At 70.3% G+C, this 25,077-nt stretch carries 25 protein-coding genes and 1 tRNA gene; 14 read left to right on the top strand and 12 right to left on the bottom strand.

All coding sequences use genetic code 11. The annotated features are described in order from the left end of the window. Window positions 1–165: 165 nt before the first annotated feature. Window positions 166–1,113: a hypothetical protein gene (locus NL114_RS15170; RefSeq protein WP_254821759.1), complete on the top strand. Its 948-nt coding sequence runs from the start codon at window positions 166–168 to the stop codon at window positions 1,111–1,113. Window positions 1,114–1,150: 37 nt separating this feature from the next. Here NL114_RS15170 and NL114_RS15165 read toward each other — a convergent pair whose 3' ends face one another. After that, complete coding sequence (locus tag NL114_RS15165; protein WP_254821758.1) at window positions 1,151–2,839, bottom strand: FAD-binding oxidoreductase; 1,689 nt, start codon at window positions 2,837–2,839, stop codon at window positions 1,151–1,153. A gap of 40 nt (window positions 2,840–2,879) precedes the next feature. Beyond that, window positions 2,880–3,431, bottom strand: coding sequence for a carboxymuconolactone decarboxylase family protein (locus tag NL114_RS15160; RefSeq protein WP_254821757.1), 552 nt, complete (start codon window positions 3,429–3,431; stop codon window positions 2,880–2,882). 444 nt (window positions 3,432–3,875) lie between these two features. Here NL114_RS15160 and NL114_RS15155 point away from each other — a divergent pair, with 444 nt between their 5' ends. Further along, window positions 3,876–4,082 (top strand): hypothetical protein, encoded by a 207-nt coding sequence (locus NL114_RS15155; protein ID WP_254821756.1) that lies wholly within the window; start codon window positions 3,876–3,878, stop codon window positions 4,080–4,082. 27 nt (window positions 4,083–4,109) lie between these two features. Here the strand turns inward: NL114_RS15155 and NL114_RS15150 are convergent, their stop codons facing one another. Both NL114_RS15150 and NL114_RS15145 read right to left on the bottom strand, forming a co-directional pair. Next, on the bottom strand, window positions 4,110–4,526 hold the full coding sequence (locus tag NL114_RS15150) for a PaaI family thioesterase (RefSeq protein WP_254821755.1): 417 nt from the start codon (window positions 4,524–4,526) through the stop codon (window positions 4,110–4,112). Window positions 4,527–4,690: 164 nt separating this feature from the next. Next, complete coding sequence (locus NL114_RS15145; RefSeq protein ID WP_254821754.1) at window positions 4,691–6,088, bottom strand: lamin tail domain-containing protein; 1,398 nt, start codon at window positions 6,086–6,088, stop codon at window positions 4,691–4,693. Between the two features lie 143 nt (window positions 6,089–6,231). Between NL114_RS15145 and NL114_RS15140 the strand changes: the two genes are divergently transcribed. Next, window positions 6,232–7,023, top strand: a complete 792-nt coding sequence (locus tag NL114_RS15140) for an enoyl-CoA hydratase/isomerase family protein (protein WP_254821753.1) — start codon at window positions 6,232–6,234, stop codon at window positions 7,021–7,023. A gap of 320 nt (window positions 7,024–7,343) precedes the next feature. Here the strand turns inward: NL114_RS15140 and NL114_RS15135 are convergent, their stop codons facing one another. Further along, window positions 7,344–7,727 (bottom strand): YccF domain-containing protein, encoded by a 384-nt coding sequence (locus NL114_RS15135; RefSeq protein WP_254821752.1) that lies wholly within the window; start codon window positions 7,725–7,727, stop codon window positions 7,344–7,346. A gap of 104 nt (window positions 7,728–7,831) precedes the next feature. Between NL114_RS15135 and NL114_RS15130 the strand changes: the two genes are divergently transcribed. The 3 genes from NL114_RS15130 to NL114_RS15120 all read left to right on the top strand — a co-directional run bounded on the left by NL114_RS15130 (window position 7,832) and on the right by NL114_RS15120 (window position 10,072). Beyond that, window positions 7,832–9,031, top strand: coding sequence for an MFS transporter (locus tag NL114_RS15130; RefSeq protein ID WP_254821751.1), 1,200 nt, complete (start codon window positions 7,832–7,834; stop codon window positions 9,029–9,031). 36 nt (window positions 9,032–9,067) lie between these two features. Next, window positions 9,068–9,655, top strand: coding sequence for a hypothetical protein (locus NL114_RS15125; RefSeq protein WP_254821750.1), 588 nt, complete (start codon window positions 9,068–9,070; stop codon window positions 9,653–9,655). A gap of 189 nt (window positions 9,656–9,844) precedes the next feature. Beyond that, complete coding sequence (locus tag NL114_RS15120; protein ID WP_254821749.1) at window positions 9,845–10,072, top strand: hypothetical protein; 228 nt, start codon at window positions 9,845–9,847, stop codon at window positions 10,070–10,072. A gap of 138 nt (window positions 10,073–10,210) precedes the next feature. Here the strand turns inward: NL114_RS15120 and lipP1 are convergent, their stop codons facing one another. Further along, window positions 10,211–11,164 (bottom strand): LipP1 family hormone-sensitive lipase, encoded by a 954-nt coding sequence (gene lipP1, locus NL114_RS15115; RefSeq protein WP_254821748.1) that lies wholly within the window; start codon window positions 11,162–11,164, stop codon window positions 10,211–10,213. 234 nt (window positions 11,165–11,398) lie between these two features. Between lipP1 and NL114_RS15110 the strand changes: the two genes are divergently transcribed. Next, complete coding sequence (locus NL114_RS15110; RefSeq protein WP_254821747.1) at window positions 11,399–12,085, top strand: hypothetical protein; 687 nt, start codon at window positions 11,399–11,401, stop codon at window positions 12,083–12,085. A gap of 127 nt (window positions 12,086–12,212) precedes the next feature. Here the strand turns inward: NL114_RS15110 and NL114_RS15105 are convergent. Next, window positions 12,213–12,390 (bottom strand) — tRNA-Trp (locus NL114_RS15105). Between the two features lie 93 nt (window positions 12,391–12,483). Here NL114_RS15105 and NL114_RS15100 point away from each other — a divergent pair. Beyond that, window positions 12,484–12,861: a 2Fe-2S iron-sulfur cluster-binding protein gene (locus NL114_RS15100; protein WP_254821746.1), complete on the top strand. Its 378-nt coding sequence runs from the start codon at window positions 12,484–12,486 to the stop codon at window positions 12,859–12,861. Between the two features lie 108 nt (window positions 12,862–12,969). Continuing rightward, window positions 12,970–14,256, top strand: a complete 1,287-nt coding sequence (locus tag NL114_RS15095) for a glycosyltransferase family 2 protein (RefSeq protein ID WP_254821745.1) — start codon at window positions 12,970–12,972, stop codon at window positions 14,254–14,256. A gap of 1 nt (window position 14,257) precedes the next feature. Here NL114_RS15095 and NL114_RS15090 read toward each other — a convergent pair whose 3' ends face one another. Continuing rightward, on the bottom strand, window positions 14,258–14,485 hold the full coding sequence (locus tag NL114_RS15090) for a DUF5795 family protein (protein ID WP_254821744.1): 228 nt from the start codon (window positions 14,483–14,485) through the stop codon (window positions 14,258–14,260). Between the two features lie 135 nt (window positions 14,486–14,620). Between NL114_RS15090 and NL114_RS15085 the strand changes: the two genes are divergently transcribed. The 3 genes from NL114_RS15085 to NL114_RS15075 all read left to right on the top strand — a co-directional run bounded on the left by NL114_RS15085 (window position 14,621) and on the right by NL114_RS15075 (window position 20,308). Then, the gene (locus NL114_RS15085; protein WP_254821743.1) at window positions 14,621–16,180 is read left to right on the top strand and encodes an NADH-ubiquinone oxidoreductase-F iron-sulfur binding region domain-containing protein; all 1,560 of its coding nucleotides are present in this window, start codon (window positions 14,621–14,623) and stop codon (window positions 16,178–16,180) included. After that, a complete protein-coding gene (gene fdhF, locus NL114_RS15080; RefSeq protein WP_254821742.1) occupies window positions 16,177–19,485 on the top strand; it encodes a formate dehydrogenase subunit alpha in 3,309 nt (1,102 codons plus the stop codon). Before NL114_RS15085 ends, fdhF begins: the two co-directional genes overlap by 4 nt. Before the next feature lie 70 nt (window positions 19,486–19,555). Next, window positions 19,556–20,308: a class I SAM-dependent methyltransferase gene (locus NL114_RS15075; RefSeq protein ID WP_254821741.1), complete on the top strand. Its 753-nt coding sequence runs from the start codon at window positions 19,556–19,558 to the stop codon at window positions 20,306–20,308. Window positions 20,309–20,371: 63 nt separating this feature from the next. Here the strand turns inward: NL114_RS15075 and NL114_RS15070 are convergent, their stop codons facing one another. Further along, window positions 20,372–21,871, bottom strand: coding sequence for a hypothetical protein (locus tag NL114_RS15070; protein ID WP_254821740.1), 1,500 nt, complete (start codon window positions 21,869–21,871; stop codon window positions 20,372–20,374). A gap of 85 nt (window positions 21,872–21,956) precedes the next feature. On the opposite strand from NL114_RS15070, the gene mobA reads away from it, so the two are divergent. Then, window positions 21,957–22,610, top strand: a complete 654-nt coding sequence (gene mobA / locus NL114_RS15065; protein ID WP_254821739.1) for a molybdenum cofactor guanylyltransferase — start codon at window positions 21,957–21,959, stop codon at window positions 22,608–22,610. 21 nt (window positions 22,611–22,631) lie between these two features. Here mobA and NL114_RS15060 read toward each other — a convergent pair whose 3' ends face one another. The 3 genes from NL114_RS15060 to NL114_RS15050 all read right to left on the bottom strand — a co-directional run bounded on the left by NL114_RS15060 (window position 22,632) and on the right by NL114_RS15050 (window position 23,990). Further along, window positions 22,632–22,808, bottom strand: coding sequence for a hypothetical protein (locus NL114_RS15060; protein WP_254821738.1), 177 nt, complete (start codon window positions 22,806–22,808; stop codon window positions 22,632–22,634). 70 nt (window positions 22,809–22,878) lie between these two features. Beyond that, the gene (gene yqeC / locus NL114_RS15055; protein ID WP_254821737.1) at window positions 22,879–23,625 is read right to left on the bottom strand and encodes a selenium cofactor biosynthesis protein YqeC; all 747 of its coding nucleotides are present in this window, start codon (window positions 23,623–23,625) and stop codon (window positions 22,879–22,881) included. 65 nt (window positions 23,626–23,690) lie between these two features. Then, window positions 23,691–23,990: a DUF7968 family protein gene (locus NL114_RS15050; protein WP_254821736.1), complete on the bottom strand. Its 300-nt coding sequence runs from the start codon at window positions 23,988–23,990 to the stop codon at window positions 23,691–23,693. 121 nt (window positions 23,991–24,111) lie between these two features. Here NL114_RS15050 and NL114_RS15045 point away from each other — a divergent pair, with 121 nt between their 5' ends. Continuing rightward, window positions 24,112–25,032, top strand: coding sequence for a haloalkane dehalogenase (locus NL114_RS15045; RefSeq protein ID WP_254821735.1), 921 nt, complete (start codon window positions 24,112–24,114; stop codon window positions 25,030–25,032). The last annotated feature ends 45 nt before the right edge of the window (window positions 25,033–25,077 follow it).

Genomic DNA, 25,077 nt, shown 5'->3' with positions numbered 1-25,077 from the left:
TGGAATCGGGGTCGGATGCGAGGACGAGACTGAACGCCGGAGGCACGCGCGAGGACAAGCCGAACGTCGGGGTCGTCCGGGAGAACGCGGCCGAACGAGGCCGCCGAGACCACGTACCCGCCGGGTCGGCCACACGTTTTTGAGCCCCGAGTGTTACTTGCAAACATGGTCCGCAGTCGAACGGCCCCGGGGCGTGGCGCTCTCGGGGATGTCCTCCAGCGTGCGTTCGTCGTCGAGCTCGGGGTGGTAGCCACGTTGCTGGTCGGGTTCCAGGCGTACCTCGTCGGCCTGAACAACGTTCTCGACCCGTACTTCCTCGACAGCGACATCACCCTGTCACTTGTACGTGGAGTGCTCTCCCTGGCAGGCATGGGCGCACTCGTCGTATCGTACGCAGTCTATCGCGGCCATTCGCTCCCCGTGTCGCTCCCCGACCGGCCCCACGGACGCCTGACCGGGGGCGCGGTGGTCGCTACGGTGACACTCGCCGTGGCCGCGTTCGTCCCGCTCGGGGTCCAGTCCGGGGTCGGCATCACCGACATCGTCTCGGCGGTGTTCGGGCTCCCGGACCTCCTCCTCGACCGGACGCTGGTCCGGCTGACGGTGTTCGTCCTGGGGATGGTGCTGCTCTATCACGGCCTCGTCCAGGCGGGTCTCCAGCGGGTACTCGACCACGACCGCGACCTGACGGTCGTCGTGACGACGCTGGTGGGCGGCTATCTGGTGACGCCACAGTTCCCGTCGTACGGGACCTTCGGCGACGCGCCATGGCTCTACCTCTGGGGGACCAGAGCCGCGGTGGCGGCGGTGTTCGTGCTCGCACTCGGCGTCACCGTCTACGCGGAGGGTCGGACCGAGGACGGCCGGATACGCGCGCTGGCGATGCTACCGGTGGTGGCCGCGGTCGCGCTCACCGCGCTCGTCCTCGCGACGGCGGTGGAGTCGCCGATGGGGGCCGTCGCGGTCGCCCCCCGAATCGCCGTCGTCGGCATCGCGGCCTACGCCTACGACCGGACGGAATCGATGGTCGCGCCCACGCTCGCCTACGCGACGTTCGCCCTGGTGAGTGCCGTCCTCCACTCCGCCGCCATCGGTGCGGCCCTCGCCGCCTGACGGAGCGTGTACGAAGCGGCCGGCCGTCGCCGGGCGCCTACAGCAACGCGCCGGGGTTCATGATGCCCTCCGGGTCCAGCGTCCGCTTCATCGACCGGAGCGCGTCGAGGTAGTGCTCGGGCACCTCCTCGTGGTAGTGGTCGCGATGGACCCGTCCGACGGCGTGGTGGTGGGTGATGGTCGCGCCGTAGTCCATCAGCGTGTCCGAGGCGGCCTCCTTGATGGCGCGCCACTGCTCGAGTTCACGCCCCACGTCGGCGGGCGCCAGCAGCGTGTAGTACGGCGCCGGGCCGTCCTCGTAGGCGTGGGTGAACCGACAGGAGAGGAAGCCGGCGCCGCACTCGTCCTCCATCGCGTCGGTGACGGTCTCCTGGATGGCGTCGTGGAGCGCGGGGAACTGGTCCCACGTCACCGCCGTCTCGAACGTGTCGACGAGGACGCCCATACTGACGAGCGAGTTGAACATGTACGGCGCCTCGACGAAGGAGTCGCGCCACTCGCCCGAATCGCCGTCCTCGTCCCCGTCGTTCGCCTCGCTTCCGTCGGCCGCCTTGTCGGCGTCCCCGGTCCTGCTCTCGTCGGCATCGGTCGTCCGGTCCTCGGTGGTCGGGCCCTCGGAGACGCGGCCGCCGTGGCCCTCGGCGATCTCGACCGCGCGGTCCAGGTCCGCCTCGATGGGTGAGAGGCTGTCCGTGGACTCGAACCCGAGCAGCAGGACCGAGGAGCCGTCGAACGCCACCTCGTTCAGCATCGCCTCGTTCGAGTCGAGCAGCCGGCAGTTCGCGGGCGTCAGGCGGGCCTGCACGACCTCACGGCAGGCCGCGACGGCGTCCCAGTAATCGTCGAACCGCACCGTCGCCTTCGCGCGGTACGGCGGCCGCGGCTGGACGCGGGCCCAGCCCTCGGTGATGACGCCGAAGGCGCCCTCGCTACCCAGCAGGAAGCGGTTCGGGTCCGGGCCGGCACCGGATGCGGGCAAGCGGCGCGTTTCGAGGGTCCCGGCGGGCGTCACGGCCCGCACGCTCTCGACGAAATCGTCGATGTGTGTGTAGCGCGTGGCGAAGTGACCGCCCGCGCGGGTGGCGACCCAGCCACCGAACGTCGAGAACTCGTAGCTCTGTGGGTAGTGCCGGAGCTGCAGGCCGTGGTCGGCGAGCTGGTCCTGTATCTCCGGGCCGGTCGCGCCGCCCTCGATGCGGGCAGCCCGCGAGTGCTCGTCGACCTCCGGCACGTCGTTCATCCGGCGCATGTCGAGCGAGCAGACGCCCGCGTACCCCGACCCGTCACACTCGACGCCGCCGACGACGCTGGTGCCGCCGCCGTACGGAACGACCGCCACGTTCGCCTCGGCCGCCCAGTCGAGGACGGCCTGTACGTCGGACTCGCGCTCCGGGTAGGCCACGACGTCGGGCGCGTCGTCGAACTGGCCGTGGAAGCCACGCACGAGATCGCGATAGGCGCTCCCGTAGGTGTGGGTGACGCGGTCGCGCTTGTCGGTCGTGGCCGCACACGAGAGGTCGGCCGGCGGCTCGACCCGCGGGGGCGCCAGCGTCACGTCGTCGAGCGTCGGCAGGTCCAGCAGCGGCCGCTCGGGGAAGCCGAGCATCCCCTCGATGCGGGACTTGAGTTCGCGGCGCTCCTCGTCGGTCGGCAGGCGGTCGGCCCAGCCCCAGGCCCAGAACGACTGCCGCCGGTCGTCACCCTCCCCGGTCGTCTCGGTGCTCATGGGCCCGGGTCGGAGCGTTGGGTGAAAACGATTGCCGTCGTCAGGATTCACTCTCGAGTCCGTCCAGCCCCCAGCCGACGAACGACTCCTCGGGGCCGACCGCGAGCGCGTCGAGGAACCGTGCCAGCCCCGTGTAGACGCCGGCGAGCATCGTCACGCCGACGACCGTCCGGTCGTCGACGCGCTCGGCCAGCGCCCGGTGGAGGGCGTCGTCGACGGTAGCGGTGGCCACGGCGGCGGCGTAACTCGCGATCGCCTCCCGATGCGGTTCCAGGTCGTCGTACCGTCCCTCTCGGACCGCCCGGACCGTCGCCTCCGAGAGGCCAGCCTCCAGCGCCAGCGGCACGTGCTGGTGCCACTCGTAATCGGCGTGGGTCTGCCGGGCGACAGTGAGGACCACGAGCTCACGGTCGGCCGCGTCGAGGCCGCACTCGTCCCAGAGCGTCCCCGCGAACGTCACGAACGCGTCCAGCACCGGCGGGTTGTTCGCCAGCGCACCGAACAGATGGGTCGCGCCGCTTCGACTCCGCTCGAAGGCCGCACCGTACTCGTCGGGGATGTCGTCGCCGTCGAGGTAGGGGACGCGCGCCATGGTGGTCGCTGGCACGGCGGTCGCTTAGTGGGTACGGTTCCGTGCTGGGTTGCCCGGCGGCTGCCACGGGGCGGTGCACTGTTCAGCGCGTCGTCCGAGTAGCCCGACACGCGGTCGGACCGGTGGAGCGGTCCGGACCGGACCGGGGGTATGCACCGCTGGGCGGCCGTCGAGCGGGCGAACGCCCTGGGGCCTGTTCGAGCGGGCGCGGTCGCAGCCCTACTATCGTTCGGACGACATATATACCGACCAGCGTATATCCGGTCGGTGGCCGGAGCGCCGCCAGCAGGCCGGGAGCGGGCCGCCGAGAGGAGGCGCCGAGATGGGCTGTCGTTGCCGATTCCGGGAGTCGGTCTAGATAGATAGTAGCCGTGGTTACGGCCCTATCGCCCGTCCGTTCATCCGATGAATCCCAGTCAGCCGTCAGGTGTTCTCGGTTCTGCAGTGACGTTCGCACTGTTGTTGATGGCAGCGGGCTTCTGGTTCGCCGCCTCCGGTTTCGCCCGGTTCACACCACACACCGGGGAGACCCTCTCGATGGTCGCGCTCGGCATGACCGCCGCGGCGGTCGTGCTGTTCGGCCTCACCGTCCGGTCGGTGCTCTTCGCCGACACCTCCGGGAAACGAGATATCCGGCGCTACTCCGGTTGAGCGGCCACCACTCCGAGTGGACGGCCACTACTCCCCGCCCCACGCCCCTCGCGTATCGCTCCCGCCGGTCTTGAACGTTCCACGACCCAGGGCAACCGTCTCGCCGTCACCGTCCCGCTCGACCAGCACGTCCACGGAGCCGACGCTCGCCCCGTTGCGGATCACTTCGGCCTCCGCCCGGAGGTCGTCGGTGCCCGGTGCGAGGTAGTCCAGTCGCAGGTCGACGGTCGGGGTGAGCGCGAGGTCGTTCGCGCTGCTGACGGCCCAGTAGCCCACGGAGTCGGCGAGCGACGCGACCGCGCCGCCGTGCGCGACACGTGTCCCCGGGGCCGCGCTGTGCTCGTCGGTCAGGTCCATCCGTGCGGCGGCGTAGCCATCGTCGACGGTCGTGATATCGATTCCCAGCAGGTCGTAGTAGGGGACCCACGCGTCGTCGGCGTCCATACCCCCCGATACAGGGGACGGGGGATAGCTTCCGGGGACCGTCAGGCCGAGCGGGCGTCCTGAACCCCGTCGTTCGATCGGCGCATATATCAATAATTCGTTCAATAACATCCCAATTTGAGAATCGGTATAGAAAACACCCCCGTTCGATAGCTATCCCCGGACTAGTACGCGTACTCGATGACCCGGTTCCCATCGGCATCCGTGACGGTGATCGTGTCGCCGTCGGCGTCCCAGACCTCCGACTGGACATCCCAGTAGAGGTGGTCGGGGCCGTACTCGCCGTCGCCGGTGTGGAGGCGGAAGGACTCGCCGGCCCGGAGCGTGAAGCCGTCGGGCATGAAGAACTCCCAGCCCTCCGCGTCGCTGATGGTGTATCCCGTCATGTCGACGGGTTCGGTGCCGTCGTTGCGGAACGCCACCCACTCCTCGGTCAGCGGCGCGTCGCCGGCGATGTCGACGTGCATGTCCGAGACGGTGAGACCCGCCTCGTCGTCGGTGTTGTCGTAGCCGCCCGGCTTCACGACATCGCGCCCGCGGACGAACGTGTACTCGTCGGCCTTCCCGACGAGGTAGCCGTACGCGGAGTCGAGGGTGAACTGGGCCGCCCGGACGTTGTACTGGAGGTAGAGCGAGCCGCCGTTCCGGAAGTACTTCTGTGGCTGGGCGGCGTTCTGCCCCGCGAGGTAGGACTTCGAGCCGAAGTTGAGCGCGTAGTTGCCCGGGTCGAGGTCCGTCGGCGACACCCACTCGTCCGGGTTCGTGGCATCGGTTGGGGGCTCGTGGACCGCGACCGTGATGCGCTCCTCGCTGGCGTACGGGTCGAAGACGTTCGCCTCGCGCTCGGGCATGAGCTCGACGTTCGCCCGCCGGACCGACTTCGTGCCCTTCGTCGGCTTCAGTTTCGCGGGCTTGCCCGGATACAGGTCCACGTAGCGCGTCGCCCCGGGCGTGCCGGTCAGGAACCGCCACGTATCCACCCCGCGCAGCGTCTTGGGGTCGATGCTGATGGTGTAGTCCTCCCGGCCGAGCGCACCGTAGAAGACGCCACCGTCGGTCTCGCCGGCGTCCCACTCCCACCGCACCTTCCCGTTGCCACCCTCCCACTTCTCGAAGTCGTCGTCGACGCCCATGGGGTCGTCGCGGACCGCCCACTCGCCCTGGTCACGCGACAGCCCGGAGAACGCGTAGAACGCGGTCCCGCCGCGGTCGGTGTCGGTGGCCCCGTTCAGGAAGACGATGGAGTCGTCGACGGGACCGCTGTAGACGAACAGCCGGGCCGCTGCGGGTTCCTCGACTATCTTCGCGGCCGGGATACCGGTGCCCGAGCTCGAGTCGTAGCCGTAGAACTCGCCCGCGGTCCGGTCGCCGCCGGCGAGCGGGTCGACCTCCCACCGGAGGTAGCCCTGCTGGAGGATGTACGACGACTCCTCCGGCGGCCCCTGGTTGTGCAGCACCGCCCCGCCCATCCCGAGCGCGGCCACGCTCCCCACGCCCGCGACGAACTCGCGGCGGCCGATTCCCCCGTCCCGCCCGGCCGCGTCAGGTGACTCCCTGGACATGATATCCCTGTTCGAGTCCAGTACACGGCACCGCCAGTGACCGGCGGCTAACTGTTCGGTCTTTCTTGTCGGTCGGCACGGAGCGGCGAGCCGTCGGTGAGCCAGGGGCGGAACTTATCTCGCCGGCGTTCGAGGCCGGACTCATGACTGCCTCCGACTTCGACGCGGAGACCGTCTCGCTCGACTGGAACGACGCCGGCACCGTCGCGACGCTGACCGTGGACCGCCCGGACAAGCTGAACGCGCTCGACGAGGCGACCCTCACCGCGATTCCCGAGGCGCTCGACGCCGCGCGCGAGGACGCCCGCGCGCTGGTCGTGACCGGTGCTGGCGAGAAGGCGTTCGTCGCGGGCGCCGACATCGCGCATATGTCCCAGCTCGGCGTGGCAGAGGCGTACGACTACTGCCAGCTCGGCCACGCCGTGATGGACGCCGTCGAGTCGTTCCCCGTCCCCGTCGTGGCAGCGGTCAACGGCTACGCCTTCGGCGGCGGCTGCGAACTCGCGCTCGCCGCGGACATCCGGGTCGCCAGCGAGAACGCGCTCGTCGGGCAGACGGAGATCGACCTCGGCATCGTCCCGGGCTGGGGCGGGACCCAGCGGCTCGCGCGCCTCGTCGACGACGAGACCGCCCGCCGGATGGTGTTCCTCGGCGAGCGCCTCGACGCCGAGGCCTGCCGTGAGGCGGGCCTCGTCGGCGAGGTCGTCCCGCAGGACGACATCGACGACCACGCGCACGGGCTCGCCGAGCGCATCGCCGAGAAGCCGCGCTTCGCCCTGCAGGGCGCGAAGGAGGCGCTGAATCAGGTCCACGAGAGCCCGCAGTCGGCGAGTCTGGAGTACGAGAAGCGCGTCTGGAGCGGCCTGTTCGGGACGGATGACCAGAAGGAGGGGATGGCAGCGTTCCTGGAGGACCGCGACCCCGACTTCGAGTAGGGCGAAGAAACTCAGCGGGGACACGTCTATCGAATACTGTCGAACGCCCCCGCCCGCTCTCACGACGACGACCGCGACGACACCAAGTAGAAAGCCCCCGCCCGCTCGACCTGCCGGGCCTCGCTGCGCGCTTCCGGTCACCGGAACCGGCCGACCGAGCAACCGCTCTCCGGCCGAGAGTGCGTGCCGCAGCGCGGACGCGCAAGGCCGCACGACCCGGGGAAGGGCAGGGACGCCGCGAGCCGCCACGACCCACGTCGGGCGGGGGCTTTCGACTCGGTTCCGGATGTGACGGGCTCCGTAGAGCCGTCGTGGTCGATTCAGTACCGGTACAGCGACAGCACGAACGGCAGCCGGTTCAGCAGCCAGATCGAGACGGGTAACCCGACGACGGTGACCGCGAACAGCGCCGCGACGACCACCCACACCAGCGACAGCCAGCTCCCGACGAACAGGAACCACACCGCACGCACCAGCAACGGGTACTGGCTGGACGGGTCCACGGCGTCCGGGTCCCGCAGACCACTCACCTCGCTCGGCGGCTTCAGCGTCAACACTCGTGGGGTCTGGTTGACGAGTTTCACCCCGAGCGGAATCGTGACGATGGGGACGTGGAGCAGCCACGCGACGAACAGGACGACCGGCGTGAGCCACCAGCCGACCAGCAGGAACCACGCCGCCCGGAGGAGGATGTTGGGAGCCACGGGTGAATCGAGGTCACGGCGAGGTTTAGCTCCGCTGGCCGGGATGCGAACGGGAGACACGCAACCGCAACCGGGTAATGTCGGCCCCCTCTCACACGAGGTAGATGGGACTCCGAAGGGCGGCAGGGCGCCTCCGCGGCGGCGGGCGGGGGTGGGTACTCGTCGCCATCGCCGCGGGCTGGGTGTTCGTCCTCGGCGGGCGCTTCCTCGTCCCCGCCGTCCTCCCGCAGGTGACGGCGACCTTCGAGGTCGGTGATACGGGCGGCGGCATCGCCGTCACCGTCATCTGGGCGACGTACGCGCTGATGCAGTCGCCGGCCGGCGCGCTGGTGGACCGCGTGGGCGAACGGCGGCTCCTCGCGGGGAGCCTCCTGCTGTCGGCGGGGAGCGTCGCCGTCCTCGGCGTGGCGCCGGCCTACCTCGCCTTCCTCGGCGGCTGTGCGGCGTTCGGCTTCGCGACCGGGCTGTACGGCCCGGCGCGGGGCACCGCACTCGCGCGGACCTTCCCCGACGACGACGGCGCGGCCATCGGCGTCACGCTCGCAGCCGGCTCGGTCGGCTCGGCCGTCCTGCCGTTCCTGGCGGGCGCGCTCGTCGGCAGCGTGAGCTGGCGGTACGTCGTCGCCGGGCTGGCACCGCCGTTGCTGGTCGCGGCGGCGTTCGCGTGGCGGACGGTCCCGGAGCGCGACCGGGAGAGCACGACCAGCGCGCCGCCCGCCGACGAGCTGGCCGGGGACGTGCTCCGGGCGGTCCGGCGCCGGGGCGTTGCCGTCGCGGTGGCCGCGGTCACGCTGATGCTGTTCGCGTTCCAGGGGCTCTCGGCGTTCTACGTCACCTATCTCGCCCGCGAACTGGACCAGCGGGTCGCCGCCGGCCTGTTCGCCCTGCTGTTCGTCGGCGGCGCGGTCGCACAGCTCGCTGGGGGCGCCGCGGCCGACCGCTTCGGCGAGCGGGCCGTCCTCACCCTGACGGCCGCCGTCGGCGCGGTGGCGGTCGGCGCGGTCCCGTTCGTTGACGGGCTGGTCCCGCTGGCCGCGCTCTCGGTCGTCATCGGGACCCGACTCGCCATCGCGCCCGTCTCGAACGCCTACATCATCGCGGTCCTGCCGGACGCGGTGACCGGGACCGCCTGGGGCACGCTCCGGACGGCGTTCTTCCTGCTCGGAGCGACGGGGTCGACCGTCGTCGGCGTGATGTCCGACGCCGAACTGTTCGACGAGGCGTTCCTCCTGCTGGCGGTCGTCACCGCCGCCGCGGCGGTACTGTACGCCTTCCTCCCGTCACGGGAGGCTGCGCGGGGGTGAGGTGGATTTTTACGACGCGGAGTGTCAACATGGAACATGGCGAGCGATACGGCCGAGGAGACCACGGGGGGAAAGGGACGGGGAATCACAGCAGGGACCGAGCCGGATGGTACCTGGTCGGCCATCAACGCGGCGGTCATCACCCTGTTCGTGCTCCTGACGGTCCTCGGAATCGTGCTCTCGCTGGGGCTCCTGGACTCCATCGTCGAGGTCGGGCAGAACGGCTCCCAGAAGACGGTGACCGTCCCGGGATACGTCTACCTCTACGCCGGCCTCGGGTCGCTGGGCTACGTCTTCACGAAGCTGATGGTGGAGTTCGACCGCTACGACGAGTGGAGCGACGCCGAAGCGCTGGCCTCGATGCTGATGCGGGTGCCGGCGGCACTCATCCTCGCCGCTGGGGTCTTCCTCCTCCTCGGCGGGGCCGGCGGGTCGAGCGGGACGAGCGGTGGGGGGACCGGACCCGGTAGCGCGCAGTTCGTCGCCGGCGTCGCCTTCCTCGTCGGCCTCTACGTGAACGTCGCACTGAAATCGCTCGGGAGCCTCGCGGACCGGATTCTGGGTCGGCCCCCGCGGGACTCGGAGTCGGGGTCGGGGTCGAGATCGGAGTCGAACCGCGGGTGACCCGCACGGCCCCGTGAGCATCATCGCGTGGGGGGGTCCCGACACAACCGGCCGTAGAAAGGCCGTCCCGGTTGCACACGGCCAAACGCGGGTTGTTCAAATAGCGGCGGAATCGCACATAAGTCACCCAAGCAATTCGGGCGTCAGGTCCGTACTCGTCCACCAGTTAGGGGTCGTTGGTGTCATACGATGAAACCCAACCGAACCGCGGTCGAGAACCGGGACCTGCCGCCGAAGGTCGCCGAGCGAGCGGCGGCGGAGACGGAATCGCCGCTCCGGCACGCCAGCTGGATGCAGCGGCTCGTGGGGCGCGCGAAGCCCCGACACGACGTACGCACCCTCGCGGCGCGTGTCGACGGCGAGGTCCGGCGGCTCGGTCGTCAGGTCAGGCGGTTCGGCCGCCGCCTGACCGCGTAACCCCCCGAACGACATCCTGATCTCTTTCACTGACTCGTCCACCGAGAGCCGCACCCGCCCACCGAGAGCCGCGCGACCCACCCGGCGCCGCTGTCCACGGACGGTCCGGGCTCTCGTGACCAGCAGCAGCAGTAGCAGTTAGCCCGAGCGCGACGCATCGAGCGCCGCCGCGACCTCGTCTGCCACCACGTCCACGGCGGCGTGGGCCGTGTCCAGCATCTCGGTCATGCTGGCGAACCCGTGGATCATATCGTCGTAGTGCTGGTGGTGGACCGGCACGTCGGCCTCGGCGAGCCGGTCGGCGTACGCGATGCCCTCGTCGCGAAGCGGGTCGAACCCCGCCGTCACGACGGTCGCCGGCGGGAGCCCGGACAGGTCACGCGCGAGCAGGGGCGCGGCGTACTCGTTGCGCGCGTGCAGTTCGCTCGGGAGCCAGCGCTCGTAGAACCACTCGATGCTCCGGCGCTCCAGGAAGTAGCCCTCCGCGTTCTCCTCGTAGGAGTCGAAGTCGTGGATGACGGGCGAGGCCACCGCCGGGTAGATGAGCGACTGGTGGTCGATGGCGGGGCCGCTGCGGTCGCGCGCCAGCAGCGACACGGCCGCCGCGAGGTTCCCACCGGCGCTGTCCCCGCCGACGGCCACGCGTTCGGGGTCCCCCGAGACGTCCGCGGCGAACTCGCTGGCCCACACGAGTGCCGCGTACGCGTCCTCCAGTTGTGCGGGGAACGGGTGTTCGGGCGCGAGCCGGTAGTCCACGGAGAGGACGACGGCCTCCGCGCGGTCGCAGATAGCCGACGTGACGTTCTCGTACTCGTCGATACCCCCGATGACCCAGCCGCCGCCGTGGTAGTAGACGAGTACCGGGAACGGCCCCTCCCCCTCGGGGACGTACGCCCGGATGGGAATCGGCCCCTCGGGCCCCTCGATGGCGAAGTCCGCGATGTCCCCGACCTCCGTGGGTTCCATCTCGGCGGTCAGCCGGCGGAACTGCTCGCGCGCGACCTCGGGCGTGACGCCGTACGTCGGCGGCGCGTTCTGGGCGTCGAGCTGTTCGAGCAGCGCCTTCGCCTGTGGGTGGGGCTCGTCGGGCATGAACCGTCCGTGGGGTGACTGGGTATTCAAGCTACGGGCGGGGGGTCGGGCTGCCGGCGAGCACGCTGCACGCTCGCTAGAGCAGCTCCCTATCCTCTGGTAGATCCCACGAATCGAGCGCAGTATATGCGACTATTATAGAACTCGCTCGATAGCAACTATTGACCTCTCATATCAATAATCGAGGGTTCTCCGGGGGGATATATTTCAGTGGCATAATACTCTCTCAATGGTATGGGGGAAATCACGAGAACTGAGTTACCCTCAGTCGCTCTCCGACCGAGGGACCTTCGGAAGCTTGAAGAATGTATCATAAATGCGCTCGAGAGCCCAATAATTGAGATAACTATCGATTCAAACGGGTTCGAAGATTCATATCATTCTGTAAATGGCCTCTTGTCCGACGGAATGGTACCCGAATATACAACCTCGTTTCAGTTCTCGTTTGAGGGGGAAAGAGGGGAAGGCAAGATAATCGGGAACTGCGACCGGCAGGATAGCCATAGACTCCTCCTCAAAGGAGAAGCCCGATGGCGGGAAAGTATCAAGGAGATAATCAGCCAATTCATGGAAAGACGAAAGAACAGATTTCGAACATATTTGAGTGGTCATGGGTATATGGCTCCGTTAGCAATCATATTCTCAGTTATCGCTGGCCACTATTTTCTCCTTATCGCTCCTCTCGGGATATTCTACCCTGCCGAACGACGCATCCCCGGATTATATATAAAATTCTTCATTTTCATGGTTGCCTTAGTCAGTACCGCCTATCGGTATCGGTTATTCCCATATGCTCATTGGGAACTGACCGAGGGGAAGGGACTGAACTTCTGGGTTTCACTAGTAAAGGCGCTTGGATTAGCACTTTTCGCCGTGGTTTTCCTTTTCACCTACAGTACCATTGGCAACATATCCGGGTAACACCGAGAAGGCGCACCGCCCCCATCGGCAGGGGGTCATATCTACCGGAATCCTCTTGCCCTGCGGGTTGATAAATGATGTGCAAATTCCGGAGGAGAATCTCTCTAAGCGGTGTAAAGAGCGGTTATGGGGCCGGAGGGATTTGAACCCCCGATCGACTGATATCTCCGGTTGCGCCTCGGTTCTCCAGAGGGTCGTCATCGCGACGCGGTGATCAGCCGGTCGCTCGGTATATCAGTCTGGAGTCTCGTCCCGGGCGCGTGGCCTCTGGAGTCAGTCGCCATGCCTGGCTTGGCCACAGCCCCTCGCCATCACGTACCCCGGTTCCGTCTAAAGGGATTTCGGTTCCGTGGGAGGCCGTCGGAAGCGTTTCGCCGCCGGCGTGCGAACGGCCGACCGTGAGCGACGACGACTCGGCCGGACCCCGCGAGGACGACACGATTCCGGTGACGGTCCGGGCCGGCGACTACGAGACGACGCTCCGCGTCGAGCGGGGCACCCAACTCCGGGACGCGCTGCTGGACGCGGGCTTCGACGTGTACGGGCCTGTCTCGCGGGTCGCCAACTGCGGCGGACGCGGGCTGTGTGGAACCTGCGGCGTGCGGTTCGAGGGGGGCACTGCTCCAGAACCCACGCACTGGCACGACCGCGCCGCCGCAGCCGCGGGCTACCCCCGACTCTCCTGCCAGATTCCGGTCGAGGCGCCGCTGACGGTCCGGGTACCGGAGAAGGTGATGTGGGGCCAGCTGCTCCCGGGCGGACCGGCGCAGGAGTGACCGAACCGCGGGCGGGAGCCCCGAGACAGCCGTCGAGTGGGTCTCCGGCGCGACATCGTAACGGTGATGTCGTCCGACCGTCGCAGGTGTCCGATGAGCTGAACTGGAATGATACGGGTCCAGCAGTGGGTCGACCGGTTGCTGTTCCTCTCCGTGTCGACGGGGCTACTGGTCACGCAGCTGCTGATCGGGTTCCGATTCATCACGGTCCATCTCAACCTCGTCATCATCGCCGTCACCGTCGGTGTCCTCCAGGCGTTCGTCTCGAGCGTCACGTTCACCGGGGTCATCCTCCTCTCGGGGGCCCTGTTCGTCGCGAAGCTCGCTCGCGACCCGGCCGAGGTCGAGGTGGCTCACTCGGAGCCGGTCGTCGCCATCGTCCCGGTCTACGGGGACGCGAACGTCCTCTCACGGAGCGTCCGGAGTCTCGTCGACTCGACGCACCCGGTACGCGTGATGGTCGTCCCGGAGACGGACGATGGGGCGAGCCTCCGTGAAGCCAGGCGGCTCGCGGGGGAGTTCGAGCAGGTGCGCTGCCTCCCGAACACCCGCTACCCGGGGTCGAAGGCCGGCGCGATCTCCTGTGCCGTCGAGCAGACCGAGGGTCGGTACATCGGCGTCTTCGACGCGGACGAGCGGGTGGCTCCCGAGTTCATCGAGCACGCGCTCGCCCGGCTCGAGGACGCGGATGTCGTCCAGGGACGGACGGTCCCGCGTCCGAACGGGGTCGTCGAGGCGCTGGCGTACTACGAGTCGGTCCTGTTGAGCTACGTCGGTCGCCGGCTCCTGTATCGGCTCACCGGGTTCCGGATGGCGGCCAGCCGGGCGGTCGTGTTCCGGCGAGGAGCGTACGAGGCGGTCGGCGGCTACGACCGGGACATGCTCACCGAGGACTACTACTTCGCGTACCAGTGTTACACCGAGGGGCTGACCGTCCGCGAGCTACTGCACGCCCCCTCGACCATCGACGCGGCCCATTCGATGCGCGACTGGTGGGGCCAGCGGAAGCGCTGGGTCCGGGGGTACGTACAGGTGTTCCACCGGCTCACACGCGACGCGCTCCGGCCGACCGGCTACCGGGACGTGCTCGGACTCGCTATCTGTGGCAGCTCCCTCGTCGGGGGGATGATGCTCATCTCGCTCCTCTCGAAGTTCATCGTGCTCGTGAGCATCGGTGCCGGCCTGGTCACGATGGTCCCGGTCGGCACGGTCGTCCTCCTCGCGGCGTGTGTCCGGTATCTCGACTACCGTCGCGGGCCGCTCGACGGGGTCGGCATCTCCTGGGCGCTCGCACCACTGCTGTTCCCCCTGTACGGCGTCGTCTTCACGAGGGCAGTCATCGAGTACCTGGTGGGTGGCGCGGGGGACTGGTACCGGGTCGCGAAGCACGCCTGAGTCAGTCCCGGTCCGTCTCGCTCCACGCACAGTCCTGACACTTGTAGCCCGTCACGAACTCCGTGACGCTGGGCATGTAGCCGACGCTGAGGACGTTCCCGCCACACTCCGGGCAGTCCCGATCGGCGTCCTCGATACCCTCGGTATCCATCGGGGACTCCCCCTCGATGAGTTCGGCCAGCTTCGCTGGCGTCACCATCCGCCCCTCCACGACGCGGTTCTCGGACATGTCCGGTCCGAGGGTAGCCCGGCCCGTAATCGTATCCCTTCCGGCGGGACCGCCCGGGCGCGAGGACGTGGGGCGAACCCGACGCGGGCACCGGGGCGCCAATTCTTATCACGCCGACGGCCGTGCGTTCGCGGAATGACCGAATCCACCGCACGGGTCGCCGTGACCGCCGGCCGGGATGCGACCGAGCGGTTGCGCGCGACCCGCGAGGCGGCGCCCGAGGACGTGGCGGTGGTCCCCGTTGGGTCCACGGGCGTGCCGGCACTGGAGCCGCTGGCCCTCGTCACCCGCGACGGGCGGACCGCCATCCACACGAACGCGGATATCGGGACCTGCGAGCGACTCGCGGGCGAGTTCCACGACGGCCGGCCGATGCTCCACGCACACGCCGTCGTGGAGCACCAGCCCGGAACGGCCCGGTTCCCGACCCCCGCGGAGGGGCCACTGGCCGTCGGCCGGCGGCGCATGCTCGGCCCCTGTGGCTGGACGCGCGTCGACGAGTTCGACCCCGAGCTGCGGCCGTCGCTCCCGGGCGACCCCGAGGTGACGCTCGACCACGCCGCGCGCGTCGGGTTGCTGGGCCGCGGGCGTGGCGACGCCGCGCGCGACCGGCCCGTCGCCGGCGTCTGGGAGACAGCCCGCGACGCCGCGGGCGACCCGGTCGTCGTCGTGAACGCGAACGAGGCCGACGCGGCCGTGGCCGGCGACGAGTTGCTGCTCGCCTCGGCGCCGGCACAGGTGCTCGCGGGCGCGTTCGCCGTCGCCGGCATCGTCGACGCCGATGACGTGGTGGTGTACGTCGGCGAGACCGACGACCTCGCGGCCGACCGGACCGCGCGCGCGGCCGACGCGCTGGCCCCCGCGGCCGTGACCGTGCAGGTGGCCTCCGGGCCCGACACGTTCGCCGCCGGCGAGCCGACGATGGCGCTGGAGGCGCTGGAGGGGTCGGACCGCATCGAGGCGCGCCGACGACCCCCCGGCCCGGCCGAGTGGGGGCTGTACGGCCGCCCGACCGTGGTCCACACGCCCCGGACGCTGGCCCAGTTCGTGGCGCTGTTGCGGGAACCCGACGCCTTCGACCCCGACGCGGGGGACCCGGGGACGCGGCTCGTCACGGCCACGCCGCGCGGACCCGGCGGCGACGCCATGGCCCCGGCGGCGACCGTCGAACTCCCGACGGACGCACCGGTCGGTCGAGTACTCACGGCGCTCGACACCGGTCGGAAGCCGGATTGGGCCGTCGTCGGGGGGCGTTTCGGTGGCCTGACGCGCGACCTCGACGTGCCCGCCGGGGCGCCCGCGCTCCGGGCCGCCGACTGCGGCACCGCGGGTGCCGTGGAGGCGTTCGCGGGCGCCTGCGTGCTGGCCGCCGTCGGCCGCCGGGCCGCGTTCGCCCGCGAGGCCAACTGCGGGCGCTGTGTCCCCTGCCGCGAGGGCTCGAAGCAGCTCCACGAGGGGCTCCGAGAGGTCTACGCCGGCGACCACGACGAGGCCGGACTGCGCGAACTCCTCCGCACGATGGGGGAGACGAGCCTCTGTGCGTTCGGGCGCGAGGCGGCGCGCCCGGCCCGGACGGCGCTGGACCGCTTCGCCGGCGAGGTCCGTGCCCACGCCGACGGCGACTGTCCCGCCGGCGAGTGCTTCGACGACGCTCCCGACGAGGGGGCCGAGGGCCCCGGAGGTGTCTGGGCGTGAGCGCCGACGACGGCGAGGGCGACCCGCCCGCCGAGCTCCCGCGCGTCCCCGACATCGAGGACCCGCGGCCGTCGACACCGCTGACGGAGGACTTCCGCACCGGCACGGCCAACGACCCGCCGCGGTACTCCGCGCGCGGCGCCGACGCGGACGACGGGATGCTGACGGTCACCGTCGACGGCGAGGCCGTCGCGGTGCCGGAGGGCGCGACCCTCCTGGATGCCGTCGAGGCCGCCGACGCGGGCGACGAGGTCCCGGCCCTGTGCCACTACGACCGCGACACGGAGGCGGCCGAGGAGATCGGCCCCCGGACGACCTGCCGGACCTGCGTCGTGGAGACGGGCGACGGGCTCGTCCCCTCCTGTAGTCATCCCGCCGAGGACGGCGCGACGGTCCGCACGGACGCCCCCGACGCCGCGGAGGCCCGCTCGGTCAACCTCGACCTCGTCCTCTCGAACCACAACCTCCGCTGTACCACCTGCGGGAAGAACGGCCGCTGTGAACTCCAGGACGCCGCCATCGAGGCCGACGTGGAGCACCCGCGCTACGGGGTGCTGGACGACCGGAGCGCGTACGAGCCCGTCGACGACACCTCCGGCGTCATCCAGATCGACCGCAACAAGTGCATCCTCTGTAACCGCTGTGTCGAGGCCTGCAACGACGTGCAGGTGGAGGGCGTCCTGCGAATCGAGACGGACGAGGACGGCGAGCCCCGCATCGGCTTCATGAGCGAGGCCGACACGATGGCCGACTCCACCTGCGTCTCCTGCGGGCACTGCGCCACCGTCTGCCCGACCGGGTCGCTCGTCGAGAGCGACTACGCCGATTCGACGACGCTCCCCATCCCGGGGTTCACACAGAAGAACAGCGTGGGGACGGTCCACGAGGCCGAACCCGTCGCAACCGCCGACCGACCCGACGCGGGCGGTGGACTGGGCAACGAGGCCGGGGGGGCCGGAGCCATCGACGACGACCTGTCGGGCGTGGCGCGGTTCATGGCGAAAGCCAAACGGAAGGCCCGGCAGGCCGCCCGCGACGCCGGCAAGCGCGCGTTCCTGGAGGGAGAGCACGCGGCCGAGGCCGTGGCCGCGAGGACGCTCTCTGAGGGCCGGCTGTTCGACATCGCGAGTGGGGTCGCGCGGGTCCGCTCGCGCGACATCGAGACGACCGAGACCACCTGTGGCTACTGCGCCGTCGGCTGCCGGTTCGAGGTCCACAGCAAGGACGACGACATCAAGGCCGTCCGGCCGACCGACCCCGACCACGCGCCGGCGAACGACTTCTCCACCTGCGTGAAGGGGAAGTTCGGCTACGAGTTCGTCGGGAGCGACGACCGCCTCACCAGCCCGCTCGTGCGCGATGCGTCGGCCGGGGGCGACACACCCGGACCCGACGGGTTCCGCGAGGTCGGCTGGGACGAGGCCATCGAGCGCGTCGCCGACGGCCTCCGGGACATCAAGCGCGAACACGGGCCACACGCGCTCTCGGCATTCGCCTCCTCGAAATGCACCAACGAGGAGGACTACCTGCTCCAGAAGTTCGCCCGCGCGGTGCTGGAGACGCCGAACGTCGACAACTGCGCGCGGCTCTGTCACTCCTCGACGGTCGCGGCGCTGCTCCAGACGGTCGGCTACGGCGCCATGTCCAACTCCATCGACGACGTGGCGAACACGGACTGTTACCTCATCACCGGCTCGAACACCACCGAGTCCCACCCCGTCCTCGCGACGCACATCAAGCGCAACGTCCGCGACGGCGCGACGCTCCACGTCTACGACCCGCGGGAGACCGGCATCGCCGAGCACGCCGACCAGTACACCCGCACCCGGCCGGGCTACGACATCGCGTGGCTCAACGGGCTCACGCGGTACGTCATCGAGCACGACCTGTACGACGACGCGTTCGTCGAGGAGCACGTCCAGAACTTCGAGGCGCTGCGCGAGAAGGTCGACCCCTTCACGCCCGCGGAGGTCGAGCGCCTCGCGGGTGTCTCTCCCGAAGACCTGGCCGAGACGGCGACCGCAATCGCCGCGGCCGACACCTGCGTCTTCGGCTGGGCGATGGGCCTGACCCAGCACGGCCACGGCACCCGGAACGTCCTCGCGGTCGCGAACCTCGCCCTCGTCACGGGGCACATCGGCAAGCGCAACGCCGGCCTCAGCCCGTTCCGCGGCCACAACAACGTCCAGGGCGGGGGCGGTGACATGGGGACGCTCCCGAACAAGCTGCCCGGCTACCGGGACCCGACGGACCCGGAGGTGGCCGACGAGTTCGAGGGTGTGTGGGGCACCCGCCCGCCGGAGGAGGTCGGCCTGAAGGTGACGGAGACCTTCCAGGCTATCCACGAGGGCGACGTTCGGGGGCTGTACGTGATGGGCGAGAATCCCGCGCTCTCGGAGCCGGACATCCAGCACGCCGAGGAGGGGCTGGCCGAACTCGACTTCCTCGTCGTGCAGGACGTGTTCCTCACCGAGACGGCCGAACACGCGGACGTGGTGCTCCCGGCCGCATCGTTCGCCGAGAAGGACGGCACCTTCACCAACACGGAGCGGCGCGTCCAGCTGGTCGGCGAGGCCGTCTCCCCGCCCGGCGACGCGAAGCCGGACTGGGAGATACTCCAGCAACTCGCGAGAGAGTTCGGTCACGACTGGAATCACGAGGATACCGCGGAGATCATGGACGAGATATCCGAGGTCGCCCCCATCTACGGCGGTATCTCGCACGACCGCATCGAGGCCGAGGGCGGATTGCAGTGGCCCTGCACCGACACCACCGACCCCGGCACGCGCTTCCTCTACGAGGACGGCTTCAACTTCCCGGATGGGGAGGCGCGGTTCGTCCCCGCCGACATGGGCCGCCCCGGCGAACTCCCGGACGAGGAGTACCCGCTCACGCTCACGACCGGTCGCGTGATGTACCACTTCCACACCGGCACGCTCACCCGGCGCGTCGAGGGCATCATGCGCCACGTCGGCGAGTCGTTCGTCGAGGTGAACCCCGCGACGGCCGAGACGCTGGGCATCGCCGACGGGGACGCGGTCCGCGTGGCCTCGCGGCGCGGTGACATCACGGTCCGCGCGCAGGTCACCGACCGCGTCGGCGAGGGCGTCGTCTTCGTCCCGATGCATTTCGCCGAGGGCGCGGCGAACGTCCTCACCGACGAGACGTACGACCCGACCAGCGGCATCCCCGAGTACAAGGTCGCCAGCGTCCGCATCGAGCCGGTCGAGGGCCCGGCAGGCGTCGACGACCTCGCCCCGGACCGGCCCGGGGACGGGACCGACGAGGCGACCGGGGACGACTGAGACCCGAACGGTGTGGGAACGGCTCACGACCGCCGGGAAGGTACTTGTCGGGCGCGCCCACGTCCCCGATATGGACGATACGGACGCCTTCGAGGCGGCGGTCTACGACGCCTGGACGGACGTGAGCGACCTGCCCTGGACCGAGGACGTGGCGTTCTACCGCCGGCTCGCCCGGCAGGCCGACGGCCCCGCGCTGGAGGTCGGCGTCGGCACCGGCCGCGTCTACCTCGAACTCCGGCGTGACGGCATCGATGTCGACGGCATCGACCTCTCAGCAGCGCGGCTCGCGCACCTCCGCGAGACGGCCGAGGCGGAGGGAGTCGACATCTCGGTCCAGCAGGCCGACGTGACCGCGTTCGACCCCGACCGCGAGTACGGCCTCGTCTACTGCCCGGCGCGCGTGTTCAACCTCGTCACCTCGCTGGCCGACCAGCGCGCCGCACTGCAGAACATCCACGATGCGCTCGCGCCGGGCGGCCGGTTCGCGCTGAACACGTTCGCCCCGGACCCCCACTTCGTCGCCGAGAACTACGGCGAGCCCAGCGAGGTCGAGACCGAGATCGACGGGGCTACCTACACCGTCCGTGACGTGATGGCGCTGGACGACCCCATCGAGCGTGTCGGCACCCAGCACCGCGAGGTACTCGACGCCGACGGCGAGGTGGTGCTGGAGACGGAGACGCCGCTGGCGCTCGTGACGAAACGCGAGTTCGAACTCCTGTTCGCGGACGCCGGCTTCTCGGACTGGACGTTCCACGGCGGCTTCGACGGTGACCCGCTGGAGTCGACCGAGCAGGAACTCGTGGCCGTCGCCGAGCGGTAGCTGCCGCGACGGGACCCGGGGGCGCCACCGCCGACTCCCGGCCTACTACGGCCTGACGAGCGCCTACCGGGCGATGCGATGGGCCACGAACCCGACGAGTGTGACGCCGGCGCCCCACACCAGCACCAGCACGAGCGCCTCGATGCTGTCCGGGAAGCCACGGCCGGCGACGTACCCGACGGCGAACAGCCACGGTGCGACCAGCACGCCCAGCACGAGCAGTCGCTCCCGGCGCGGCCAGCTGGCGTCGGCCGCCTGCACCCGCCCGAGGCCGACCAGCGCGACGACCGGGAGGACGCCACCACCGAAGAACAGCAGTCCACCGACGGGCCCACCGCCGGCCGCCGCCGCGGCCACGGTGAAGGCGCTCGCGACCCCGGCGACGACCGCCACCGGCGCCACCCACGGCTCGATGCCCGCCCGGAGCCGGTCGAGCGAGGGGAGCCGTCGGCCGTCGTCGTGGCCGCCCTGTTCGTCCGCGTCGCCGGCCCCGTCATCGGCGCTGTCCGATCCGCCGACCCGCCAGAGCAGGACGGCCGCGACGACGACCGCGAGCACGGCCGCGGCCAGCCCGAACGGGCCGAGCAGGATGACGAGCGGCCCCAGCGTCAGCAGGAGCGCGAGCAACACCGCACCGAGGGCATAGCGGGTCCCGCGCGCCTCGCTCGCCCGGAGCCCGCCCAGCAACAGCCCCAGCTGGAGCATCGGGAGCAGTGCGACCCAGAACGAGTCCGGCACGACCCAGTCGAGCCGGTCGGCCGTCAGCGTCGCGTGGGCGGCGAGCGTGCCCGTGGCCCCCTCCGGCGCGAACACCAGGTTCGTATCGGCCGGAAGCGACCGGAGGACGACCCGGTCGTCGTAGACGGTCGCGTTCTCGGGGGCCACGACGGGGCGGGTCCCGGCGGGCGCGTGGACGACGAGCCGGTCGGTCGCGAGCCGGTAGGCGTGCCCCTCGTTCTGCGGATGCGGATTGTCCCCGTCCTCGACATCGAACCGGTCGACGAGTACCGCGTCGCCGTACCCCTCGCCCGCGAGCGGCGGCGTCTCGTCGGGGTCGAGTCCGGGGATCCCCGCGACCCGGAAGCCGACGACGAGGCTGTCGCTCTCGGCACGCACCGAGAGGTCGCGCGCCTCGAACGCCGGCACCGGGTAGACGGGCAGCCCGTCGGTCCCCTCGTAGCTCGGAGTCGGCGTCGTCGAATCGACGGCCGGGTCGGGGGAGCCCCTCTCACGGAGCCGGAGGATCGCCGTGCGGACCGCCTCGCGGCGGGATTCGTTCGTCCGGAGTTCCTCGGCCGTCTCCAGCCCGACCCGCGTGCGTGCGACCACACGCGGGTCGTCACCCGTCTCCGGGTCGAGATAGAGGTGGGTAACGCTCTCACCGGTCGTCGCATCGGGCGGCAAGGCCCGTCCCGCGCCGTCGTCGCTGCAGCCGTAGCAGACCTCGGGTGTGGGCTCGGGGGCGCCACACCCCGCCAGCGCGACGAGGAGGAGGACGGCGCCGAGCAACAGGAGTCGACGCGGTGGGCGTCGTGGCCGGGCGTCGTGGTCGTCGGAGGGCATACCGGAGTGCTCCGGGTCGTCCGGTAAGTGTCTTCCCTGGCTCGGCCCGTCGGGGTTTTGCCACGGGCGGTCGTATCGGGGGACGATGGCCGACCCGACAGCCGACGGCGCCGTGACCACCGACGACCGGACGGCCGTCGTCCTCGCTGGCGGCCGCTCCACCCGCTTCGAGGGTGGTGACAAACTGCTTGCGGACCTCGCGGGCGAGCCGCTACTCCGTCGGACCGTCGCCCGGCTCGCCCCCGTCGTGGGGACGGTCGTCGTCAACTGCCGGGGCGACCAGCGCGACGCGTTCGCGGCCGCACTGGCCGGCCTCGACGCCGACATCGAGTTCGCCGTCGACCCCGACCCCGACGCCGGGCCGATGGCCGGCATCCGGACGGGCCTGCGCGCGGCCCCGACCGAGTTCGCCGTCGTCGTCGCGGGCGACATGCCGTTCGTCGACGGCTCGCTCGTCCGGTACCTGTTCGAGCGCGCGGCCGGACACGACGCCGCCGTCCCGCGCATCGGGGAGTGGTTCCAGACGACGCAGGCCGTCTACCGCACCGAGGCGATGGCCGACGCCTGCGACCGCGCGCTCGACCGGGGCGCGTCGAAGATCCTCGCACCGCTGGAGGAACTGGACTGGACCGTCGTCGAGGAGTCCCGGCTCCGCGCGAACGGCTGGCTCGACAGCTTCGAGAACGTCAATACGCACGAGGAGCTGACCGCCGCCGAGGAGCGGTTCCGCGAGGGATGATGGCGCGACGGTGCCCGAGCCTCACTCCGTCTCGACCGCCACGACCGTCTCGGCACCGCACTCCGGGCACGCGTCGTGGTCGGTGTGGAACTGCTCCTCACAGGTCCGGCATCGGTAGTCGGCCTGCTGCTCGGCGACGTCCTTCGCGGTCTGCGAGAACTGTTCGACCTGCCGACCGACCTTGTTGAAGAAGCCCATCAGTTGTCTCCCCGGAGGCGGAGGAGCCGGATAAGCGTTCTCGCCGAGAAGCCCGTTCACGCCACCGGCGTCACTCGAACGTCGCGACGACCCGTGGCTCGTCCATCCGGGCGGTGACGACGCGGGCGACGCGGTCGTTGCGCGCAAGGACGCCGGCGGCGATCTCCTCGGCGGTCGCCCGGAGCGCGTCGTCGTCGACCATGTTCACGAGCGCGACGACCGTCGCCTCGTCCGGGACGTTCCGGAGGCCGCCGTCGGGGCTCGCGAGGACGGCGGCCACGTCGTCCGCGGTGAGTTCCGCGCCGACCGCGCGGCCGGTGACGGCGGCCACGCGCTCCGGGCGGTGAACGTGCTCCTCGTCCAGGGGTTCGCCGACGACACGGGCGCTCGCGATGGGGACGACCGTGTCCGTCGCCGCCGGGATGACGGGTTCGTGGTCCGCCGGGGCCTTCAGCCAGCGCCCGCGCGCGCCGTCGGCCTTGACGAGAGTCGCGTGGACACCACGTTCGCCCGCAACGCGCGCGACTTCGGCGACCGTCCCGGCGTCGTACCCCTCGTAGCGCACGTCGTCGGCCCACTCGGGGACGAGACCGAGCGGCCACTCGTCGGCAGTATCGCCGGCAGCGCGCACGGTGGCGATGGGGTCGGTGGTCTCGACCAGCCGGGCCACGCCGCCCGGGAACGCGGGGATGCGCGTGGTCGCGGTGACGACGGCACGGTCCAGCCGGTCGGCGAGGGTGTAGAGGGTGGTCTTCTTCCCGCCGGCGCCGACGACGCAGACGAGTCCGTCGACGGCCAGCGCCTCGACGAGGTCCATAGCCGCGCTGTGGGCGGACGGGAGAAAGGCGTGCCGTTGCCGGGTGGGTCACCGGCGGCCCGGTGTCACCCGGTCGGTTCGACCACGAGTTCGGTCCCCTCGTCGACCCGTGGCCCGCCGTCAACGGCCACGACGCGCAGGGTCACGTCCCGCGGTGAACCACAGCCACAGGAGACGAACTCGTCGAAGATCTCGCCCTCGGCCATGGTGTCGTGGCGCCGCCGGAACGACGCGAGGAAGGTCTCGTCGGTCACGCCCTCGTGGACCCAGCCGCGCACGTCCTCGGGGTACTCGCCTTCGTCGTAGGTGAGCCGGACGCTGGTTGCGATACCCGTCGCCCCGGCCGTGTCGGTCGCCTCGCTCATACTCGCCCGTACGGGCGGGCGCGTAGTGTGCGTGACGCGGTCGTGCGCGCCTGTCGAACATCGTTAACCTATGGGCGCCGCGAACCGAACACCTTTGTCGGTGGCGGGCACGCGGCCGGACATGGCAACCGAACCAGTCAGCACTCCCGAGGAAGCGTTCGCGGACATCCCGGACTACGACTACGACCCCCACTACGTCACCATCGAGGGCGCGCCCGGCGAGCCGGAGATGGCGTACGTCGACACCGACCCGGATGGGGAGGCCGAGGAGACGTTCCTCTGCCTGCACGGTGAGCCGACCTGGGGCTTCCTCTACCGGAAGATGGTTCCCACGCTCGCCGAACACGGGCGCGTCGTCGTCCCCGACGCGCTGGGCTTCGGTCGCTCGGACAAGTACACCGAGCGCGAGGACTACGACTACCGGCTCCACTACGACGCGCTCGAGGAGTTCCTCGAGACGCTCGACCTGACCGACGTGACCCTCGTCTGCCAGGACTGGGGCGGCATCATCGGGCTCCCCGTGGCCATGAACAACCAGGAGCGGTTCGCCCGCATCGTCCCGATGAACACGGACTGCCCGACCGGGACCGCGGAGATGGCCGACGAGTGGTACGACTTCCGGAACTTCGTCGAGCGCGTCGACGAACTCCCCATCGGGATGCTCATCCAGAACGCCACCGCCACCGAACTGAGCGACGCGGAACTGGCGGCGTACGAGGCGCCCTACCCCGAGGAGGAGCTGAAGGCCGGCGCACGCGAGTGGCCCGACATGGTGCCCCGCGCCGACGGCGGCGACGGCGGCGATATCACCAGCGACGCGCGCGAGAAGCTCGGCGAGTGGGAGAAGCCCGCGTTCGTCCTGTTCGCGGACAGCGACCCCATCACGCGCGGTGCCCGTGACCCGCTCCGCGAACTCATCCCGACGGCCGACGAGCAGCCCGACACCTGGATCGAGGGCGCGATGCACTTCCTGCAGGAGGACGCCGGCCCCACCATCGCCGAGGAGATCGTCGACTTCGTCGACCGGACGCCACGGGAGTAAGCCCACTCCACCGGACACCTCGGCCCTCGAAACCGCGCTGTATCT

The sequence above is a fragment of the Haloglomus halophilum genome (assembly GCF_024298885.1).
Lineage (GTDB): Archaea > Halobacteriota > Halobacteria > Halobacteriales > Haloarculaceae > Haloglomus > Haloglomus halophilum.
This window is presented reverse-complemented; position numbering and strand designations above follow the sequence as displayed.

What these genes read in the sequence shown, in the direction of transcription:
- NL114_RS15095 (WP_254821745.1), top strand. Translation starts at nt 12,970, where the DNA reads ATGATACGGGTCCAGCAGTGGGTCGACCGGTTGCTGTTCCTCTCCGTG.
- NL114_RS15110 (WP_254821747.1), top strand. Translation starts at nt 11,399, where the DNA reads ATGGGGGAAATCACGAGAACTGAGTTACCCTCAGTCGCTCTCCGACCG.
- NL114_RS15165 (WP_254821758.1), bottom strand. Translation starts at nt 2,839, where the DNA reads ATGAGCACCGAGACGACCGGGGAGGGTGACGACCGGCGGCAGTCGTTC.
- NL114_RS15160 (WP_254821757.1), bottom strand. Translation starts at nt 3,431, where the DNA reads ATGGCGCGCGTCCCCTACCTCGACGGCGACGACATCCCCGACGAGTAC.
- NL114_RS15085 (WP_254821743.1), top strand. Translation starts at nt 14,621, where the DNA reads ATGACCGAATCCACCGCACGGGTCGCCGTGACCGCCGGCCGGGATGCG.
- NL114_RS15075 (WP_254821741.1), top strand. Translation starts at nt 19,556, where the DNA reads ATGGACGATACGGACGCCTTCGAGGCGGCGGTCTACGACGCCTGGACG.
- NL114_RS15050 (WP_254821736.1), bottom strand. Translation starts at nt 23,990, where the DNA reads ATGAGCGAGGCGACCGACACGGCCGGGGCGACGGGTATCGCAACCAGC.
- NL114_RS15130 (WP_254821751.1), top strand. Translation starts at nt 7,832, where the DNA reads ATGGGACTCCGAAGGGCGGCAGGGCGCCTCCGCGGCGGCGGGCGGGGG.
- NL114_RS15145 (WP_254821754.1), bottom strand. Translation starts at nt 6,088, where the DNA reads ATGTCCAGGGAGTCACCTGACGCGGCCGGGCGGGACGGGGGAATCGGC.
- NL114_RS15070 (WP_254821740.1), bottom strand. Translation starts at nt 21,871, where the DNA reads ATGCCCTCCGACGACCACGACGCCCGGCCACGACGCCCACCGCGTCGA.
- NL114_RS15140 (WP_254821753.1), top strand. Translation starts at nt 6,232, where the DNA reads ATGACTGCCTCCGACTTCGACGCGGAGACCGTCTCGCTCGACTGGAAC.
- mobA (WP_254821739.1), top strand. Translation starts at nt 21,957, where the DNA reads ATGGCCGACCCGACAGCCGACGGCGCCGTGACCACCGACGACCGGACG.
- yqeC (WP_254821737.1), bottom strand. Translation starts at nt 23,625, where the DNA reads ATGGACCTCGTCGAGGCGCTGGCCGTCGACGGACTCGTCTGCGTCGTC.
- NL114_RS15150 (WP_254821755.1), bottom strand. Translation starts at nt 4,526, where the DNA reads ATGGACGCCGACGACGCGTGGGTCCCCTACTACGACCTGCTGGGAATC.
- NL114_RS15045 (WP_254821735.1), top strand. Translation starts at nt 24,112, where the DNA reads ATGGCAACCGAACCAGTCAGCACTCCCGAGGAAGCGTTCGCGGACATC.
- NL114_RS15120 (WP_254821749.1), top strand. Translation starts at nt 9,845, where the DNA reads ATGAAACCCAACCGAACCGCGGTCGAGAACCGGGACCTGCCGCCGAAG.
- NL114_RS15090 (WP_254821744.1), bottom strand. Translation starts at nt 14,485, where the DNA reads ATGTCCGAGAACCGCGTCGTGGAGGGGCGGATGGTGACGCCAGCGAAG.
- lipP1 (WP_254821748.1), bottom strand. Translation starts at nt 11,164, where the DNA reads ATGCCCGACGAGCCCCACCCACAGGCGAAGGCGCTGCTCGAACAGCTC.
- NL114_RS15125 (WP_254821750.1), top strand. Translation starts at nt 9,068, where the DNA reads ATGGCGAGCGATACGGCCGAGGAGACCACGGGGGGAAAGGGACGGGGA.
- NL114_RS15170 (WP_254821759.1), top strand. Translation starts at nt 166, where the DNA reads ATGGTCCGCAGTCGAACGGCCCCGGGGCGTGGCGCTCTCGGGGATGTC.
- NL114_RS15060 (WP_254821738.1), bottom strand. Translation starts at nt 22,808, where the DNA reads ATGGGCTTCTTCAACAAGGTCGGTCGGCAGGTCGAACAGTTCTCGCAG.